Here is a 16,021-nt window from a genome sequence, read left to right as displayed (position 1 = left end):
AAACCATGCCGTTAAATCCTCAGTATGATCAGTAACCTTAAGCGTTAACTTTCAGTCTGGCTTGATTTTTCAGGATCACCAACCACACTTAAGGGCGTTGAACAACATAATCACCGGAGGAAAAGATGAGCAAGAAGATTGCGGTACTGATTACCGATGAATTTGAAGACTCAGAATTTACGTCCCCTGCAGAAGCCTATACCAAAGCAGGCCATCAGGTGGTGACCATTGAGAAAAAAGCCGGGATTACCGTCACCGGTAAGCAGGGAAAGGCCAGCGTGAAGATCGATAAAGATATCGATCACGTCAGCGCCGAAGAATTTGATGCTCTGCTGCTGCCAGGCGGCCATTCGCCAGACAGCCTGAGAAGCGATGACCGTTTCGTTAATTTCACCAAAAAATTTGTGGAACTGGGAAAACCGATTTTCGCCATCTGCCACGGCCCGCAGCTGCTTATCAGCGCCAATGCCGTACGTGGCCGCAAAATGACCTCCGTGAAGGCCATTGCGATTGATGTGAAGAACGCTGGCGCCGATTTCTATGACAAAGAAGTGGTGGTGGACAATGACCAATTTGTCACCAGCCGTACGCCTGACGATCTGCCCGCCTTTAACCGCGAATCACTGCGTATTCTCGAAACTGCCTGATTACAGACTGGCCGGGGTACTCCCCCGGCCCTTTATTCCCGCAGCCAACTCAGTTTTTTACCAAAGCCCAGCGCGTTATCGGTCATTTTTAACTCATCCAGCTCAATTTCCCACAACGGCGCTGTCACTCTGGCTGCAATCGGAAAGCGTTTAATGTACGCCGTGCGCGCCGCCTGCTCCTCATCACCTTCCAGCAAAGCTATTCGTCCGGCATACTGCACGCCCTTAATCAGCAGCACCGATTTGGGCTGACCATTGACGGTGCCTGCCACCTGCGCATCTTCTCTCATCTGCGCGCCGTGCCGGGTTGTGGTTTCCGTCATCAGCCAGAACGCGACCTTTTCAGCATTGAAAAGATAAAAACAGTTAGCGCACCACACAGGATTGCCGCCGCAAAGCGACAGCACATGCTGTTTTTTCAAATAGCGGGCAATGGCGCTCAGTTGATCGTTTTCAAACATGGTTTCTCCCTGAAAACGTTACTTTGCCACATCTGCGGCGGGTTTTGCTATGCTGCGCAGAGAGGAATTGAGGTGGCTGAACCAATGAGTGAAAGTGAAACTGCGCCGTGGCAGCTTTATATCCTGCGCACCGCCAGCGGTATGCTCTACACCGGCATTAGCAACGATGTGGCCCGGCGTTTTGTGCAGCATCAGTGTGGAAAAGGCGCGAAAGCGCTGCGTGGCAAAGGGCCGCTGGAGCTGCTGTTTCAGTGTGATGCGGGCGATCGTTCCAGCGCCTCACGCCTGGAGTATCAGGTAAAGCAGTTAAAAAGGCAGGACAAAATCAGGCTGATTGAGCACCAGCCTGTTTCGCTAAGCCTGTGGCTTAACGCACACGGTTAAAAGGCTCAGCGTACTCGATATGCCCTTCGGTGCCGGTGAAGGCATTGTCGGCCAGTTTATAGACCTGGAAAGCGGCTTCCGTCCCCGGCCAGCGACAGCGCAGCTGGTGCCGGGCGGCTGGCTCAAATCCATAGCGTCCATAATAAGCCGGGTCGCCCAGTACCACCACGGCGGCATAGCCAAACTCATTAAGCGTATCCAGCCCTTCATAAATAAGCTGTTTGCCCAACTGTTGACCACGAACGCTTTCATCAACGGCTAATGGCGCTAATCCAACCCACTGGTTATCTTCGCCATTCAGCGTAACCGGACTGAATGCCGCGTAACCAAGCACCTGTCCCTCATCGTCTGTGGCAACCACGCCCAGCGTGAGCAGACCATCTTCACGTAGCTGCTGGACCAGCTCAGCCTCTGCCGGAGTGGCAAAACAGCGGCGCAACAGGCTGTCTATGCTGGCGGCATCTACCCCTATTTCAGAACGAATTAACATGGTACACCCGCGCGATCCGCTGGGGAATTCGCGTCCTCGGTCAGTCCAGCCTCAACCAGATCGGCCAGTTGCATTAGGCCAAAGCGCAATGGCGCTGGCATGAATTCAAGCTCAATCGCATCCATCAGATTTTTCACTTCAAGCCCCAGTACCGTATCACCTTCAATCACTAACCGGCGCTGGAAGAACAGCGTATCGGGATCCACTCTGCGTGCGGCCACCAGCAGCAGATCGTTCGCATCACCACGAAACCAGACGTCCGCCTGGGTGCGATCGGCTACCCGCAATTTCCCCTGCTCAACTGTTGTTGCCCAGCTCAACCCCAGATCGCGGATCTCTATGCCTGACCAGCGTCCCTGTAGAAAGTCTAACTCACCTTCGGCCAGAGCATAATGAAATTGCCAGTTGAGGATCTGCTGCAGTAGCTGTTTCTTCAGCATGAAAGGGGCAAATTGTACGGGAATTCGCAGCCATTGCGGGCCTTTTCGCACAAGTTGAGCGCGTAATGGGTTCAACACCATTCTGACTCCTTTTGAGTAAATTTCGGCTATTCTGCCATATCAGCAAAACAGATCGGGCAGGTGGATCAAAAAAGCGCGCGAACGTTCCGGTTTTTGTCGGTAAATCTTCTTCCCATCAATACGCCATTAGCTGCCTTAAATCAAAAGTTGTCGTCTTAAGGCTGACTAAACTCAACGTTTCCTCTGTTTATCCGGAATTTCTTTATATGGAACTGCTTTGTCCTGCAGGTAACCTGCCCGCCCTGAAAGCGGCGATTGAAAACGGCGCAGATGCCGTCTATATCGGCCTGAAAGATGACACCAATGCCCGCCATTTTGCCGGTCTGAACTTCACAGAGAAACGCCTGCAGGAAGCGGTCCGTTATGTTCATCAGCATAGACGTAAACTGCACGTTGCGATTAATACATTTGCCCATCCGCAGGGTTATCAACGCTGGGAACGCGCTGTAGATATAGCGGCGCAGGCGGGAGTGGATGCGCTGATTCTGGCAGATATTGCGATGCTGGAATATGCAGCCAGTCGCTACCCACACATTGAACGCCACGTCTCCGTCCAGGCTTCCGCCACCAATGCAGAGGCGGTGAATTTTTATCAGCGCCATTTCGACGTTGCCAGGGTGGTCCTGCCCCGCGTGCTCTCTGTTCATCAGGTGCGCCAGCTTGCACGGGCGACAACAGTTCCTCTCGAAGTCTTTGCTTTCGGCAGCCTCTGCATCATGGCGGAGGGGCGCTGCTATCTCTCTTCTTATCTTACAGGCGAGTCGCCTAATACGGTGGGAGCCTGCTCCCCGGCGCGCTTCGTACGCTGGCAGCAAACCTCTGCCGGGCTGGAGTCCAGGTTGAATGAAGTGCTGATCGATCGCTATGGCGCTGATGAAAATGCCAGCTATCCCACGCTCTGCAAGGGGCGCTATAAAGTTGAAGAGGCCCCTTATCACGCCCTGGAAGAGCCTACCAGCCTGAATACGCTGGAGCTGCTTCCCACGTTGCTGGCAGCCAATATCGCGTCGGTAAAAATAGAAGGTCGTCAGCGTAGCCCGGCTTATGTGGCACAGATCGCCCGCATCTGGCGCCAGGCAATCGACAGCTGCAAAGCCGATCCTGAACATTTCTCCGCGCAACCCAACTGGATGAAAGCCCTGAGTGCTCTGAGCGAAGGCACGCAAACCACGCTGGGCGCCTATCATCGTGAATGGCAGTAAAGGATATTCCATGAAATATGCATTAGGCCCGGTGCTCTGGTACTGGCCGCAAGAGACGTTGCAGGATTTTTATCACGCCGCAGCAGAAAGCCAGGCTGACATCATCTACCTCGGCGAAACGGTATGCAGCAAGCGCCGCGCCACGAAAAGCGCCGACTGGCTGGCAATGGCAAGAGAGCTGGCTGCGGGAGGAAAACAGGTGGTTCTCAGTACGCTGGCGCTGTTGCAGTCATCTTCCGAGCTGAGCGAACTGAAAAAGTATGTTGATAACGGCGAGTTTCTGATCGAAGCCAATGATATGGGCACGGTGAATATGGCAGCGCGTGCCGGGCTTCCCTTTGTGGCAGGCCATGCGCTGAACTGCTACAACGCCGTGACGCTGAAGCTGCTGCTGAAACTGGGCATGATACGCTGGTGCATGCCGGTGGAACTCTCCCGCGACTGGCTGGCCAATTTGCTCACACAGTGTGCAGAGTTGGGGATCCGGCATAAATTTGAGGTCGAGGTGCTGAGCTACGGGCATCTGCCTCTGGCTTACTCGGCCCGCTGCTTTACCGCCAGAGCAGAAAATCGGGGGAAAGATGATTGCCAGACCTGCTGTATCAACTGGCCTCAGGGCCGGGCGCTGCGTTCTCAGGAGGAGCAGCAAGTATTCGTGCTGAACGGTATTCAGACCATGAGCGGTTACTGCTATAACCTGGGTAATGACCTTATTTCCATGCAGGGTCTGGTTGATATTGTTCGCCTTTCACCTGAAGGGAGAGAGACGCTGACAATGCTGGAGGCGTACCGGGCCAATGAAACGGGAAAACATCCTTTACCGCTGGCTCCGGGGCAAAATTGCAACGGCTACTGGTGGCAGGTGGCGGGGCTGGAACTGGTTAACTGATCGCCGCGCGCGCCTGATGCCCCTAAAAATAAATGGAGTTTAAATATGGGTTGCGAAGGGTATACTGGACTCACTAAGTCCTGAGCTTTTGCAGGGGATTGGCGCGCCTTTCAGGCTGCCTTTATCAGCTGAAAAGTGCTTCAAATTGCCAATCCTTCTGCTAAAAATTCGTCCAGGATAGAGATTTGCAATGGCGCTAGTCCCGCCCTTCGAATAAGTGAGCAATTATGTCTGATAAAAAAAATGTTCCGCTCTCAGTCCTCGATCTGGCCCCTATTCCTCAGGGTGCAACGGCGCGTGACGCTTTTCACTCCTCGCTGGCTCTTGCGCAGCAGGCAGAAAAGTCTGGCTATAACCGTTACTGGCTGGCTGAACACCACAACATGACCGGGATCGCCAGCGCCGCAACGTCGGTGCTGATTGGTTATCTGGCTGCCAATACAAGCACTTTGCGTCTGGGTTCCGGCGGCGTAATGTTGCCTAACCACTCGCCGCTGGTGATTGCCGAACAGTTCGGTACGCTGGAATCCCTCTATCCTGGCCGTATTGATCTGGGGCTGGGCCGCGCGCCGGGTTCCGATCAGCGCACCATGATGGCATTGCGTCGTCATATGGGCGGACACGTCGACAATTTCCCATCAGACGTGGCTGAGATGATTTCGTGGTTTGACGCCAAAGAAGGTGAGCAGCCTGCGGTACAACCCGTGCCGGGACTGGGTCTGAAAATTCCCGTCTGGCTGTTAGGTTCCAGCCTGTACAGCGCACAGCTGTCCGCACAGCTTGGCCTGCCCTTTGCCTTCGCCTCGCACTTCGCGCCCGATATGCTTTATCAGGCGCTGCATCTCTATCGTGAAAACTTCAAACCTTCTGCCCGCCTTGAGAAGCCGCATGCGATGGTCTGTGTCAACGTGATTGCCGCCGACAGCGAACGGGATGCGCGCTTTATGTTTACTTCGATGCAGCAGCAGTTTATTAACCTGCGCCGCGGCAGGCCCGGCCCACTTCCGGCACCGGTCGAAAATATGGATAACCTCTGGTCACCTTCAGAACAGTATGGCGTGCAGCAGGCGCTGAGCATGTCGATTGTGGGGGATGTGGAAAAAGTCCGTCAGGGTCTGATTACGCTGATCCGCGAAACCCAGGCTGACGAGATCATGGTGAATGGTCAGATTTTTGATCAGCAAGCCCGCGTCCGCTCCTTTGAGCTGACCATGGAAGCCCATAAGTCGCTCTGAAGCCCGGTGAGTCAGGGCGATCGGGAGTGATTTCCAGATCGCCCCTTTTGCCCGCTCAGCGCGCAGGTTTCAGTTTATAGCAGACATAAAAAAACCAGCCCGAAGGCTGGTTTTTTTTCAGACGTCAGTGATTATGCATCACGACGACGTGGAGGTGCAGAACCTTCAGGACGCGGACCACGGCTGTTGCCGCCATCACGGCTGAAGCTACCGCTACGACGCTCACCGCCGCCGTTGCGATCGTTGCTGAAGCGACGACCACCTTCAGGACGAACAGCACCGTCACGGTTACCGCCACCAAAGCCACCACGCCCGCCCGGAGCAGCACGACGCTCACCGCCACCGCTACGCTCGTTAGTTCTTGGCACTGCATCGCCAATCAACTGCATATTCATTGGTTTGTTCAGAATACGCGTACGAGTGAAATGCGACAGAATGTCACCCGGCATGCCTTTCGGCAGCTCGATGGTGGAGTGGGTACCGAACAGCTTGATGTTACCGATGTAACGGCTGCTGATATCACCTTCGTTGGCAATCGCGCCCACGATGTGACGAACTTCAACGCCGTCATCGCGGCCCACTTCAATGCGGTAAACTTCCATATCGCCAACGTCACGACGCTCACGACGAGGACGATCGCCAGCGGCTTCGCTACGTGGTTCACGCGGACCACGCTCAGGACGATCGCCACGACGGTCGTCACGCTCTTTGAACTCACGGCGCGGACGCTGTGGCGCATCAGCAGGAACGATCAGAGGACGTTCACCCTGAGCCATTTTCAGCAGAGCTGCGGCCAGCGTTTCGATATCCAGCTCATCTTCTGCCGGCTGCATTTTGCTCAGCAGCGCGCGGTACTGTTCCAGATCGCTGCTTTCCAGCTGCTGCTGTACTTTAGCGGCGAACTTCGCCAGACGACGCTCACCCAGCAATGCTGCATTAGGCAGTTCAACTTCTGGAATAGTCAGCTTCATGGTGCGTTCAATGTTACGCAGCAGACGACGCTCGCGGTTCTCAACGAACAGCAGAGCACGGCCAGCACGACCTGCACGACCGGTACGGCCGATACGGTGAACGTAAGATTCAGCATCCATAGGGATGTCGAAGTTAACCACCAGGCTGATACGCTCAACGTCCAGACCACGGGCCGCAACGTCAGTAGCGATCAGGATGTCCAGACGACCATCTTTCAGACGCTCCAGAGTCTGCTCACGCAGAGCCTGGTTCATGTCACCATTCAGTGCGGCGCTGTTGTAACCGCTGCGCTCAAGCGCCTCAGCAACTTCCAGCGTGGCGTTCTTGGTACGCACGAAGATGATAGCCGCATCAAAGTCTTCCGCTTCCAGGAAGCGAGTCAGTGCATCCGTCTTACGACCAAACGCAGTCCAGTAGCTCTGGCTGATGTCCGGGCGGGTAGTCATGCTTGACTGGATACGCACTTCCTGCGGATCTTTCATAAAGCGTTTGGTAATACGACGAATCGCTTCTGGCATAGTTGCAGAGAACAGTGCGGTCTGATGACCTTCCGGGATCTGCGCCATGATAGTTTCAACGTCTTCGATGAAGCCCATACGCAGCATTTCATCGGCTTCGTCCAGCACCAAGCCGCGCAGGTTAGAGAGATCTAACGTGCCACGTTTCAGGTGATCCAACAGGCGACCAGGAGTTCCCACAACAACTTGTGGTCCCTGACGCAGAGCGCGCAGCTGTACGTCATAACGCTGACCACCGTAAAGGGCGACCACGTTAAGGCCTTTCATATGTTTAGCAAAATCGGTTATAGCTTCGCCTACCTGAACCGCCAACTCACGGGTTGGTGCCAGCACCAGAATCTGAGGTGCTTTCAGGGAGCTATCAATGTTGTTCAGCAGTGGCAGCGAGAACGCTGCAGTTTTTCCGCTACCGGTCTGTGCCATACCCAGAACATCACGGCCAGCCAACAGGTGAGGAATACACTCAGCCTGGATTGGAGAAGGCTTAACGTAGCCCATACCGTTCAGAGATTCGAGGAGTTCGGCGTTCAGGCCAAGGTCAGCAAAAGTGGTTTCAATATCAGTCATGTAGTACACGTGCCTCTTAGATTGCGGCGGCCAGTCTACATAACTCGTCGTGAAAACATTCAGTCATTTTCATCAAAAAGTGTGAACCGGCTCAAATTAGTGGTTTCGACGAACAAGAAAGCCCTCATCCGCTAAGATGATGACATTCGAGAAAAAAGGGCAATAAAAGTTCGTCAGCTATTGCTGGTCAGATTCTGATAAATCGTCTTGTGTCTGGCCGAGTAGCGCCAGCTCCAACAATGCATATCGGTGCTCAACGAAGTTATGTACGTTGTTTGCAACCGTCAGCTTGAACAACGCTTCTGCGTCGTCCTTCTCCCCCAGACTCAGGTAATGTTTACCTAAATAGAAGTTGGTTTCACTGAGATGTTCAGCGAGCGAGGTGTTATCCGTTGCGTCTGCCTTGAGACTATCCATCAGCGTACTTTCGCTGATATTTCCCAGGTAGAACTCGACAATATTCCATCCCCATTGGTCTCTGACCGCTTTTTCATAACGCTGTTTCAGCGCTAATTTAGCTTTGTCGGCATCTATCTCTCTTTCGTCGAGATACAGCCACAGGCTACGGAAAGGATCGTTAGGATCGTCTTGATAAAACGCCAGCAGATCATCTTGCGCTAATTTAAACCTTCCACCGTAGTAGAGCGCGATACCGCGGTTTAAATGCGCATAATTGTAAGTTGGATCAAGCTCAAGTACAGAATCGAACGCTTCATAGGCAGCATCAAAATTGCCTGCCTGCGTTAAATATATGCCTAAGTAATTGAATACTTCCGGCATATCTGGTCTGACAGATAACGCTAATGAAAAATCATTTCGCGCCAGTGCTCTCAAACCCAAACTATCATACAACACTCCGCGCTCATATAACAGCTGTGCGCGTTCATCATCGCTAAGGGATCGACTGGCAAGAATTTGTTCCATGCGCGCCAGGATAACCTCCTGTTGCAGCGTAGGCTGAAGCGGAACAGCCAGAACCTCGTTCTTACGCCAATCCGAGTTGCTGCATCCTGCCAGCGTTAAAGCTGTCGCAACGAAACACCAGCGCAAAAAAGGCTTCATTTCCCACTCCCAAATACCAACATTGGGATGACTATCCTTTCATCCGCCTGCCGTGCACAAGGTGTCGTCCTACCCTCGCGATGATACAGCTCTCCCTGATTACAGGGAGAGCGTCCGACATTATTCTGCTTCAGGAGCTACCGGTGCCGCGCCTGCTTCCGGCTCAGCCGTCTGCTCGGTCGCTTCTTTGATGCTCAGGCGTACGCGGCCCTGGCGATCAACTTCCAGCACTTTCACTGGCACTTCCTGGCCCATCTGCAGATAATCTGTCACTTTCTCAACGCGCTTGTCAGCGATTTGAGAGATGTGGACCAGACCTTCTTTACCGCCGCCGATAGCCACGAAGGCACCGAAGTCTACGATGCGGGTCACTTTACCGTTGTAAATGCGGCCCACTTCGATTTCAGCAGTAATCTCTTCGATACGGCGGATAGCGAATTTCGCTTTGTCACCGTCGGTCGCTGCGATTTTAACAGTACCGTCATCTTCGATTTCGATAGTGGTGCCGGTCTCTTCGGTCAGCGCACGGATCACAGAACCGCCTTTACCGATCACATCTTTGATCTTGTCCGGGCTGATCTTGATAGTGTGAATACGTGGAGCAAACTGAGAGATATCGCCACGCGGAGTGCTGATAGCCTGTTCCATAACGCCCAGGATGTGCAGACGCGCGCCCTTAGCCTGGTTCAGTGCCACCTGCATGATTTCGCGGGTGATGCCTTCAATTTTAATATCCATCTGCAGCGCGGTGATACCTTCACGGCTACCGGCTACTTTGAAGTCCATGTCGCCCAGGTGATCTTCGTCACCCAGAATGTCGGAAAGAACTACAAAGTTCTCGCCTTCTTTGACCAGGCCCATCGCAATACCGGCTACGGCTGCTTTGATTGGTACGCCTGCATCCATCAGTGCCAGAGAGGCACCGCACACGGACGCCATAGAAGAAGAACCGTTTGATTCAGTAATTTCTGACACTACACGCACGGTGTACGGGAACGCGTCGCCTTTAGGCATCACGGCCAGCACGCCACGTTTCGCCAGACGACCGTGACCAATTTCACGACGCTTAGGCGAACCCACCATACCGGTCTCACCTACGGAGTACGGAGGGAAGTTGTAGTGGAACAGGAAGTTATCGGTGCGCTCACCCATCAGCTCATCCAGATTCTGCGCGTCACGGGCTGTACCCAGCGTCGCGGTAACCAGAGCCTGAGTTTCACCACGGGTAAACAGCGCCGAACCGTGGGTACGTGGCAGTACGCCAGTGCGCACGTCCAGACCACGGATCATATCTTTTTCGCGGCCATCGATACGCGGCTCGCCACGCAGGATACGGCTACGAACAACGTTCTTTTCCAGCGTATGCAGGATGTCGTTGATTTCACCAGCGTCCAGGGTGGCATCTTCCGCCAGCAGAGCTTCAGTGGTTTCTGACTTGATCACGCCAACCTGAGTATAACGCTCTTGTTTTTCAGTGATCAGGTACGCTTCGCTCAGGCGAGACTCGGCCAGGGCGCTGATACGCGCATGTAAAGCTTCGTTGACAGCTTCTGGCTGCCAGTCCCAACGAGGTTTGCCCGCTTCGGCAACCAGGGAGTTAATCTGATCGATAACAATCTGCTGCTGCTCATGGCCATAGACCACTGCGCCCAGCATCTGATCTTCGCTCAGTACTTCAGCTTCCGACTCAACCATCAGCACTGCGCCCTGAGTACCTGCAACAACCAGATCCAGTTTGCTCTCTTTCAGCTCATCGGTGGTTGGGTTCAGAACGTACTGATCGTTAATGTAGCCCACACGAGCGGCACCGATAGGACCATTGAATGGCAGGCCAGAGAGGCTCAGCGCTGCAGAAGCACCGATCATCGCCACGATGTCTGGATTTACCTGCGGGTTAACGGAAACCACGGTTGCAATAACCTGGACTTCGTTAACAAAACCTTCCGGGAAGAGTGGACGAACCGGGCGGTCAATCAGACGCGAAGTCAGCGTTTCGCCTTCGCTCGGACGGCCTTCACGACGGAAGAAGCTACCCGGAATACGACCAGCAGCGTAAGTACGCTCCTGATAGTTAACGGTCAGCGGGAAAAAGTCCTGGCCTGGCTTGGCGCTTTTCTTGCCTACAACGGTAACGAACACAGCGGTGTCGTCCATGCTTACCATTACGGCTGCCGTTGCCTGGCGAGCCATCATACCGGTCTCAAGGGTGACGGTATGCTGACCATACTGGAATTTTCTTACGATCGGGTTCAGCAAAATTATGTCCTTAACGTACTGGCAAGGCACTGACCCTGCCGTTAATTTTCAATCCTCATCTGCATCCTCGCGACTAATGACAACCCTAATCCCTTATGGGACAAAGCCTCTCATTAGCCGCGCGAATCTCTGCAACTGAAGATCACACGCTGCAACAATACAATAGTTTGGCCTGAAATGCTGCGGTTCACCTGAAAAAAGGGGCCATAAAGGCCCCTTTTTAGCGAAACTCGCACGAATCTGCCCTGGTGCCTGTTTGGCGCACCGTGATGCGCCGAAAGCGGCGTGGCAGACTCTAAGATTTAGCGACGCAGACCCAGACGTTCGATCAGGCTGGTGTAACGTGCAACATCTTTACGCTTCAGGTAATCCAGCAGCTTACGACGCTGGGAAACCATACGCAGCAGACCGCGACGGCTGTGGTGGTCTTTTTTGTGCTCAGAGAAGTGCCCCTGCAGATGGTTAATCTGTGCAGTCAGCAAAGCAACCTGAACTTCGGTAGAACCACTGTCATTCGCATCACGACCGTAATCAGCAACGATCTGCGCTTTAGTTTCAACACTTAGAGACATGATACAACTCCAAATTATAAGATAAATGTACAGGTGCCGATCTCTAATTCAGCAACCCAATGGTAAAGCCGCACTATTCTACTCTGAGCCACAGGCTTACGCAAATGACTAGTCGGAATATTCTACAACCAGCCGACGAGGCGCGACGCGACCATCTTCAGCAATTTCCGCCATGCCAATAAACTTATGCTCATCGCCTTCCGTTACCCGCACCAGCCCGGAGGTAGGTGCATTAGCAGCCTGTACCGGCATGCCCTGTTTAAAGTAAGCGGAGACGGTTACCGGCAAGTTAACTACAGGCCAGGCGGCAGCCGGGCTGTCCATCGGCATCAACAGAGGGTCCAGCAGTTCTGCTGGTGGACGCTCAGTACGGAACGCTTCTTCGCTCAGCGCGGCCAGCTGCTCCAGCGTCACCATACTGGTAATGGGATAAGTGGCAACCTGTAAACGACGCAGGTAAATCACATGTGCGCCACAGCCCAGCATCTCACCGAGATCGTCAGTAATGGTGCGGATATAGGTGCCCTTTGAGCAGTGGATCTCCAGCTCAAGCTCATCCCCTTCCCAGCGGATAAACTGCAGCTCATAGACCGTGATGCTACGGGCTTCGCGCGGCACTTCAATACCTTCACGGGCATACTCATACAGCTTGCGCCCCTGGTACTTCAGCGCAGAGTACATGGAAGGTACCTGCTGGGTTTCCCCACGGAAGCTCTCCAGCGCACGATCCAGCTCCTGCTGCGTAAACGCAACCGGACGCTCGCTGATAACCTGTCCGTCGGCATCAGAGGTGTCGGTGCGCTGCCCCAGACGGGCAATAACGCGGTAGCGTTTATCGGAGTCCAGAAGATACTGAGAGAACTTGGTGGCTTCACCCAGGCAGATCGGCAGCATGCCCGTAGCCAGAGGATCCAGCGCGCCCGTGTGACCGGCGCGGTTAGCCGTGAACAACCGTTTCACTTTTTGCAGGGCATCATTGCTTGAAAGCCCCTGTGGTTTGTCCAGCAGCAGAACACCGTGGACGTCGCGACCGCGACGACGAGGACGGCTCATTACTCTTCCTTCTTGTCTTCTTCCTGCTCTGCGTCCGGCCCACGGCGCTCGGCGTCATTTCTGACCACGTTAGTGACCAGGTTAGACATACGCATCCCTTCAACCAGCGAGTTGTCGTAGAAGAAGGTCAGTTCCGGCACGATACGCAAACGCATCGCTTTACCCAGCAAAGAGCGGATATAGCCCGTGGAATCACCCAGCGCGCGCAGACCGCTTTTGATAGCGTCTTCGTCTTTGTCATTCAGAAAGGTGACAAACACTTTGGCGTAGGCCAGGTCACGAGAGAGATCGACGCCTGAGACAGTAACCATCATGCCCAGACGAGGATCTTTGATCTCACGCTGTAAAATGATTGCGATCTCTTTTTGCAGTTCCTGAGAGACACGCTGTGGGCGACCAAATTCTTTCGCCATATTAATACTCTCCAAATAATTCGGGAGGCACGACGGCCTCCCAAATAAGTCACATTTTCAGGCGACCATTAATCGATGGTACGCTGGATTTCGATAATTTCGAATACTTCGATCATATCGCCAACACGCACATCGTTGTAGTTCTTCACGCCGATACCACATTCCATGCCGTTACGGACTTCGTTAACGTCATCTTTGAAGCGGCGCAGAGATTCCAGCTCGCCTTCATAGATAACCACGTTGTCACGCAGGACGCGGATTGGGTTGTGACGCTTGATGTTGCCTTCCGTCACCATACAGCCCGCGATAGCGCCGAACTTAGGTGATTTGAACACGTCACGCACTTCAGCCAGACCGGTGATCTGATGCTTGTACTCAGGCGCCAGCATACCGCTCATCGCCTGCTTAACTTCATCAATCAGATTATAGATGATGGAGTAGTAACGCAGATCCAGGCTTTCGGAATCCACTACGCGGCGAGCAGAAGCATCGGCACGAACGTTGAAGCCAATCAGGATAGCGTTGGACGCTGCTGCCAGCGTGGCATCCGTCTCGGTAATTCCACCCACACCGGAACCCACGATTTTGACTTTAACTTCGTCAGTCGAGAGCTTCTGCAGAGAGTCGGAGATAGCTTCGACAGAACCCTGAACGTCAGCTTTCAGCACGATATTCAGCTCGGAAACTTCGCCTTCGGTCATGTTGGCAAACATGTTTTCCAGTTTGGATTTCTGCTGACGCGCCAGCTTAACTTCACGGAATTTGCCCTGACGATAGAGTGCCACTTCACGGGCTTTCTTCTCGTCACGGACTACGGTCGCTTCATCACCGGCTGCAGGCACGCCTGACAGACCCAGGATTTCCACAGGAATAGAAGGACCCGCTTCCATCACTTCACGGCCTAATTCGTCACGCATCGCACGTACACGGCCATATTCGAAGCCGCACAGCACGATATCGCCTTTGTTCAGCGTGCCTTCACGTACCAGCACCGTAGCAACCGGACCACGACCTTTATCCAGGAAGGATTCGATAACCACACCGCTTGCCATACCCTGACGAACGGCGCTCAGTTCCAGAACTTCAGCCTGCAACAGGATGGCGTTCAGCAGGTCATCAATACCGGTACCGGCTTTGGCTGAAACGTTAACAAACATGTTCTCGCCGCCCCACTCTTCCGGAATGATGCCGTACTGGGTGAGCTCGTTTTTCACGCGGTCTGGATCGGCATCAGGCTTATCGACTTTGTTCACCGCAACCACAACCGGCACTTTCGCCGCTTTAGCATGCTGGATCGCTTCGATAGTCTGTGGCATCACGCCATCGTCAGCTGCTACCACCAGGATAACGATATCCGTTGCCTGAGCACCACGTGCACGCATCGCGGTAAACGCGGCGTGGCCCGGGGTATCCAGGAAGGTGATCATACCGGTGTCGGTTTCTACATGGTAAGCACCGATGTGCTGAGTAATGCCGCCCGCTTCGCCAGAGGCGATTTTGGTGGAGCGAATGTAGTCCAGCAGTGAAGTTTTACCGTGGTCAACGTGGCCCATGATGGTCACGACTGGCGCGCGGGATTCCTGAGTAGCGTGAGTATCACGATCGCTCATTACCGCATCTTCCAGCTCGTTTTCACGGCGCAGCGTCACTTTGTGACCCATCTCTTCCGCGACCAGCTGAGCTGTTTCCTGATCGATAACCTGGTTAATGGTCGCCATAGCGCCCATTTTCATCATCGCTTTGATGACCAGAGAACCTTTCACGGCCATTTTGTTCGCCAGTTCCGCTACGGTGATGGTTTCACCGATGATTACGTCACGGTTAACAGCCTGAGCTGGCTTGTTGAAGCCCTGCTGCAGGGTGCTTGGCTTGCGTTTGCCGCCTTTGCCGCCGCGAACCTGCGCACGCGCTTCTTCACGGTCAGTTTTCGCTTCAGAATGCTTGTTGCCTTTCTTGGAGCGAGGAGCTTTCGCCGGACGAACCGCACGGGTACGACGATCGCCTTCAACCTTAGCATCGTTCTCGTCTTCAGCCGCACGAGCGTGCGTTGATGTGGTCACGTGGTAATCAGAAGTGTCTTCCACTTCTTTCACTTCGGTCCACTCGGTGCCTTTCTCTTCAGCCATTTTACGAGCCTCTTCCGCTACGCGCTTCGCTTCTTCTTCGATCTTGCGATGCGCTTCTTCTTCGGCTTTACGCTTCAGTTCTGCAGCTTCTGCTTCGCGACGGGCTTTGTCAGATTGCGTCGCCCGGGTTACTTCGTCAGTATGTTGATTGCTCACTTTGTCTTTTTCCGCTGCTTCACGTTTGGCTTTATCAGCTGCCTCACGTTTAGCCTGCTCCTCGGCTTCACGCTTCGCTTTGTCTTGAGCTTCGCGCTGGGCTTTTTCTTCAGCCTCGCGACGAGCCAGTTCTTCCGCTTCACGCTGTGCCTGCTCTTCCGCTTCAGCCTGTTCAGCTTCTGCAGAATCGCCTTTTACATAGGTGCGCTTTTTGCGGACTTCAATTTGTACCGACTTACTTTTGCCACCGGTACCGGGGACATTTAAGGTGCTGCGCGTTTTGCGCTGCAGAGTCAGTTTACCTGAACCGCCATTATGATCGCGATTCAAATGGGTAAGGAGCGTTTCTTTTTCCTGCTGCGTCACAGAGTCTGTTTCAGACTTGCGGATCCCTGCATCAGCAAATTGCTGTACCAGGCGTTCTACCGGTGTCTGAATCTCTGCGGCCAGCGATTTTACAGTTACATCTGTCATGCTGTTCCTTCCTGCTACAGTTT

The 16,021-nt window shown here is 53.8% G+C and carries 16 protein-coding genes; 5 read left to right on the top strand and 11 right to left on the bottom strand.

Annotated elements, in window-relative coordinates:
- Positions 1-125 precede the first annotated feature (125 nt).
- On the top strand, positions 126-647 hold the full coding sequence (locus SD961_RS17330) for a type 1 glutamine amidotransferase domain-containing protein (protein ID WP_318791579.1): 522 nt from the start codon (positions 126-128) through the stop codon (positions 645-647).
- Positions 648-679: 32 nt separating this feature from the next.
- Here SD961_RS17330 and SD961_RS17325 read toward each other — a convergent pair whose 3' ends face one another.
- Complete coding sequence (locus tag SD961_RS17325) at positions 680-1,108, bottom strand: YhbP family protein (protein ID WP_318791577.1); 429 nt, start codon at positions 1,106-1,108, stop codon at positions 680-682.
- Between the two features lie 84 nt (positions 1,109-1,192).
- Here SD961_RS17325 and SD961_RS17320 point away from each other — a divergent pair, with 84 nt between their 5' ends.
- A complete protein-coding gene (locus SD961_RS17320) occupies positions 1,193-1,492 on the top strand; it encodes a GIY-YIG nuclease family protein (protein ID WP_318791639.1) in 300 nt (99 codons plus the stop codon).
- On the opposite strand, the gene SD961_RS17315 is transcribed toward SD961_RS17320, so the two are convergent.
- Both SD961_RS17315 and ubiT read right to left on the bottom strand, forming a co-directional pair.
- Positions 1,476-1,982, bottom strand: a complete 507-nt coding sequence (locus SD961_RS17315; RefSeq protein WP_318791576.1) for an N-acetyltransferase — start codon at positions 1,980-1,982, stop codon at positions 1,476-1,478. The genes SD961_RS17320 and SD961_RS17315 overlap by 17 nt on opposite strands.
- Positions 1,976-2,503, bottom strand: coding sequence for a ubiquinone anaerobic biosynthesis accessory factor UbiT (ubiT, locus tag SD961_RS17310; protein ID WP_318791575.1), 528 nt, complete (start codon positions 2,501-2,503; stop codon positions 1,976-1,978). Before ubiT ends, SD961_RS17315 begins: the two co-directional genes overlap by 7 nt.
- 206 nt (positions 2,504-2,709) lie before the next feature.
- On the opposite strand from ubiT, the gene ubiU reads away from it, so the two are divergent.
- The 3 genes from ubiU to SD961_RS17295 all read left to right on the top strand — a co-directional run bounded on the left by ubiU (position 2,710) and on the right by SD961_RS17295 (position 5,829).
- Positions 2,710-3,705 (top strand): ubiquinone anaerobic biosynthesis protein UbiU, encoded by a 996-nt coding sequence (gene ubiU / locus SD961_RS17305; RefSeq protein ID WP_318791574.1) that lies wholly within the window; start codon positions 2,710-2,712, stop codon positions 3,703-3,705.
- Positions 3,706-3,715: 10 nt separating this feature from the next.
- Positions 3,716-4,594 (top strand): U32 family peptidase, encoded by an 879-nt coding sequence (locus SD961_RS17300; protein WP_318791573.1) that lies wholly within the window; start codon positions 3,716-3,718, stop codon positions 4,592-4,594.
- A 227-nt stretch (positions 4,595-4,821) separates the two neighbouring features.
- Positions 4,822-5,829, top strand: coding sequence for a luciferase-like monooxygenase (locus SD961_RS17295; RefSeq protein WP_318791572.1), 1,008 nt, complete (start codon positions 4,822-4,824; stop codon positions 5,827-5,829).
- 131 nt (positions 5,830-5,960) lie between these two features.
- Here the strand turns inward: SD961_RS17295 and SD961_RS17290 are convergent, their stop codons facing one another.
- The 8 genes from SD961_RS17290 to infB form a co-directional block, all read right to left on the bottom strand.
- Positions 5,961-7,886, bottom strand: a complete 1,926-nt coding sequence (locus SD961_RS17290; protein ID WP_318791571.1) for a DEAD/DEAH family ATP-dependent RNA helicase — start codon at positions 7,884-7,886, stop codon at positions 5,961-5,963.
- Positions 7,887-7,902: 16 nt separating this feature from the next.
- Positions 7,903-7,959 (bottom strand): protein YrbN, encoded by a 57-nt coding sequence (gene yrbN, locus SD961_RS21740; protein ID WP_106382000.1) that lies wholly within the window; start codon positions 7,957-7,959, stop codon positions 7,903-7,905.
- Positions 7,960-8,063: 104 nt separating this feature from the next.
- Positions 8,064-8,948 carry a lipoprotein NlpI gene (gene nlpI / locus SD961_RS17285; protein WP_318791570.1) on the bottom strand — a complete coding sequence of 295 codons (885 nt, stop codon included), beginning with the start codon at positions 8,946-8,948 and terminating at the stop codon, positions 8,064-8,066.
- 120 nt (positions 8,949-9,068) lie between these two features.
- Positions 9,069-11,204: a polyribonucleotide nucleotidyltransferase gene (gene pnp / locus SD961_RS17280; protein ID WP_318791569.1), complete on the bottom strand. Its 2,136-nt coding sequence runs from the start codon at positions 11,202-11,204 to the stop codon at positions 9,069-9,071.
- A 302-nt stretch (positions 11,205-11,506) separates the two neighbouring features.
- Complete coding sequence (gene rpsO / locus SD961_RS17275) at positions 11,507-11,776, bottom strand: 30S ribosomal protein S15 (RefSeq protein ID WP_024966694.1); 270 nt, start codon at positions 11,774-11,776, stop codon at positions 11,507-11,509.
- Between the two features lie 108 nt (positions 11,777-11,884).
- Positions 11,885-12,829, bottom strand: coding sequence for a tRNA pseudouridine(55) synthase TruB (truB, locus tag SD961_RS17270; RefSeq protein ID WP_318791568.1), 945 nt, complete (start codon positions 12,827-12,829; stop codon positions 11,885-11,887).
- Positions 12,829-13,242 carry a 30S ribosome-binding factor RbfA gene (gene rbfA / locus SD961_RS17265; protein WP_318791567.1) on the bottom strand — a complete coding sequence of 138 codons (414 nt, stop codon included), beginning with the start codon at positions 13,240-13,242 and terminating at the stop codon, positions 12,829-12,831. The genes truB and rbfA overlap by 1 nt, the downstream gene beginning before the upstream one ends.
- Before the next feature lie 68 nt (positions 13,243-13,310).
- A complete protein-coding gene (gene infB / locus SD961_RS17260) occupies positions 13,311-15,998 on the bottom strand; it encodes a translation initiation factor IF-2 (protein WP_318791566.1) in 2,688 nt (895 codons plus the stop codon).
- Positions 15,999-16,021 lie beyond the last annotated feature (23 nt).

This window comes from Erwinia sp. MMLR14_017 (assembly GCF_033657285.1).
Classification (GTDB): Bacteria; Pseudomonadota; Gammaproteobacteria; order Enterobacterales; family Enterobacteriaceae; genus Erwinia.
Note: the sequence above shows the minus strand (reverse complement) of the source record. Positions and strands in the feature narration are given on the sequence as shown.

Excerpts from the sequence above, each read along its gene's own strand:
- SD961_RS17330 (WP_318791579.1), top strand. The coding sequence starts at position 126 with ATGAGCAAGAAGATTGCGGTACTGATTACCGATGAATTTGAAGACTCA.
- SD961_RS17325 (WP_318791577.1), bottom strand. The coding sequence starts at position 1,108 with ATGTTTGAAAACGATCAACTGAGCGCCATTGCCCGCTATTTGAAAAAA.
- SD961_RS17320 (WP_318791639.1), top strand. The coding sequence starts at position 1,193 with ATGAGTGAAAGTGAAACTGCGCCGTGGCAGCTTTATATCCTGCGCACC.
- SD961_RS17315 (WP_318791576.1), bottom strand. The coding sequence starts at position 1,982 with ATGTTAATTCGTTCTGAAATAGGGGTAGATGCCGCCAGCATAGACAGC.
- ubiT (WP_318791575.1), bottom strand. The coding sequence starts at position 2,503 with ATGGTGTTGAACCCATTACGCGCTCAACTTGTGCGAAAAGGCCCGCAA.
- ubiU (WP_318791574.1), top strand. The coding sequence starts at position 2,710 with ATGGAACTGCTTTGTCCTGCAGGTAACCTGCCCGCCCTGAAAGCGGCG.
- SD961_RS17300 (WP_318791573.1), top strand. The coding sequence starts at position 3,716 with ATGAAATATGCATTAGGCCCGGTGCTCTGGTACTGGCCGCAAGAGACG.
- SD961_RS17295 (WP_318791572.1), top strand. The coding sequence starts at position 4,822 with ATGTCTGATAAAAAAAATGTTCCGCTCTCAGTCCTCGATCTGGCCCCT.
- SD961_RS17290 (WP_318791571.1), bottom strand. The coding sequence starts at position 7,886 with ATGACTGATATTGAAACCACTTTTGCTGACCTTGGCCTGAACGCCGAA.
- nlpI (WP_318791570.1), bottom strand. The coding sequence starts at position 8,948 with ATGAAGCCTTTTTTGCGCTGGTGTTTCGTTGCGACAGCTTTAACGCTG.
- rpsO (WP_024966694.1), bottom strand. The coding sequence starts at position 11,776 with ATGTCTCTAAGTGTTGAAACTAAAGCGCAGATCGTTGCTGATTACGGT.
- truB (WP_318791568.1), bottom strand. The coding sequence starts at position 12,829 with ATGAGCCGTCCTCGTCGTCGCGGTCGCGACGTCCACGGTGTTCTGCTG.
- rbfA (WP_318791567.1), bottom strand. The coding sequence starts at position 13,242 with ATGGCGAAAGAATTTGGTCGCCCACAGCGTGTCTCTCAGGAACTGCAA.
- infB (WP_318791566.1), bottom strand. The coding sequence starts at position 15,998 with ATGACAGATGTAACTGTAAAATCGCTGGCCGCAGAGATTCAGACACCG.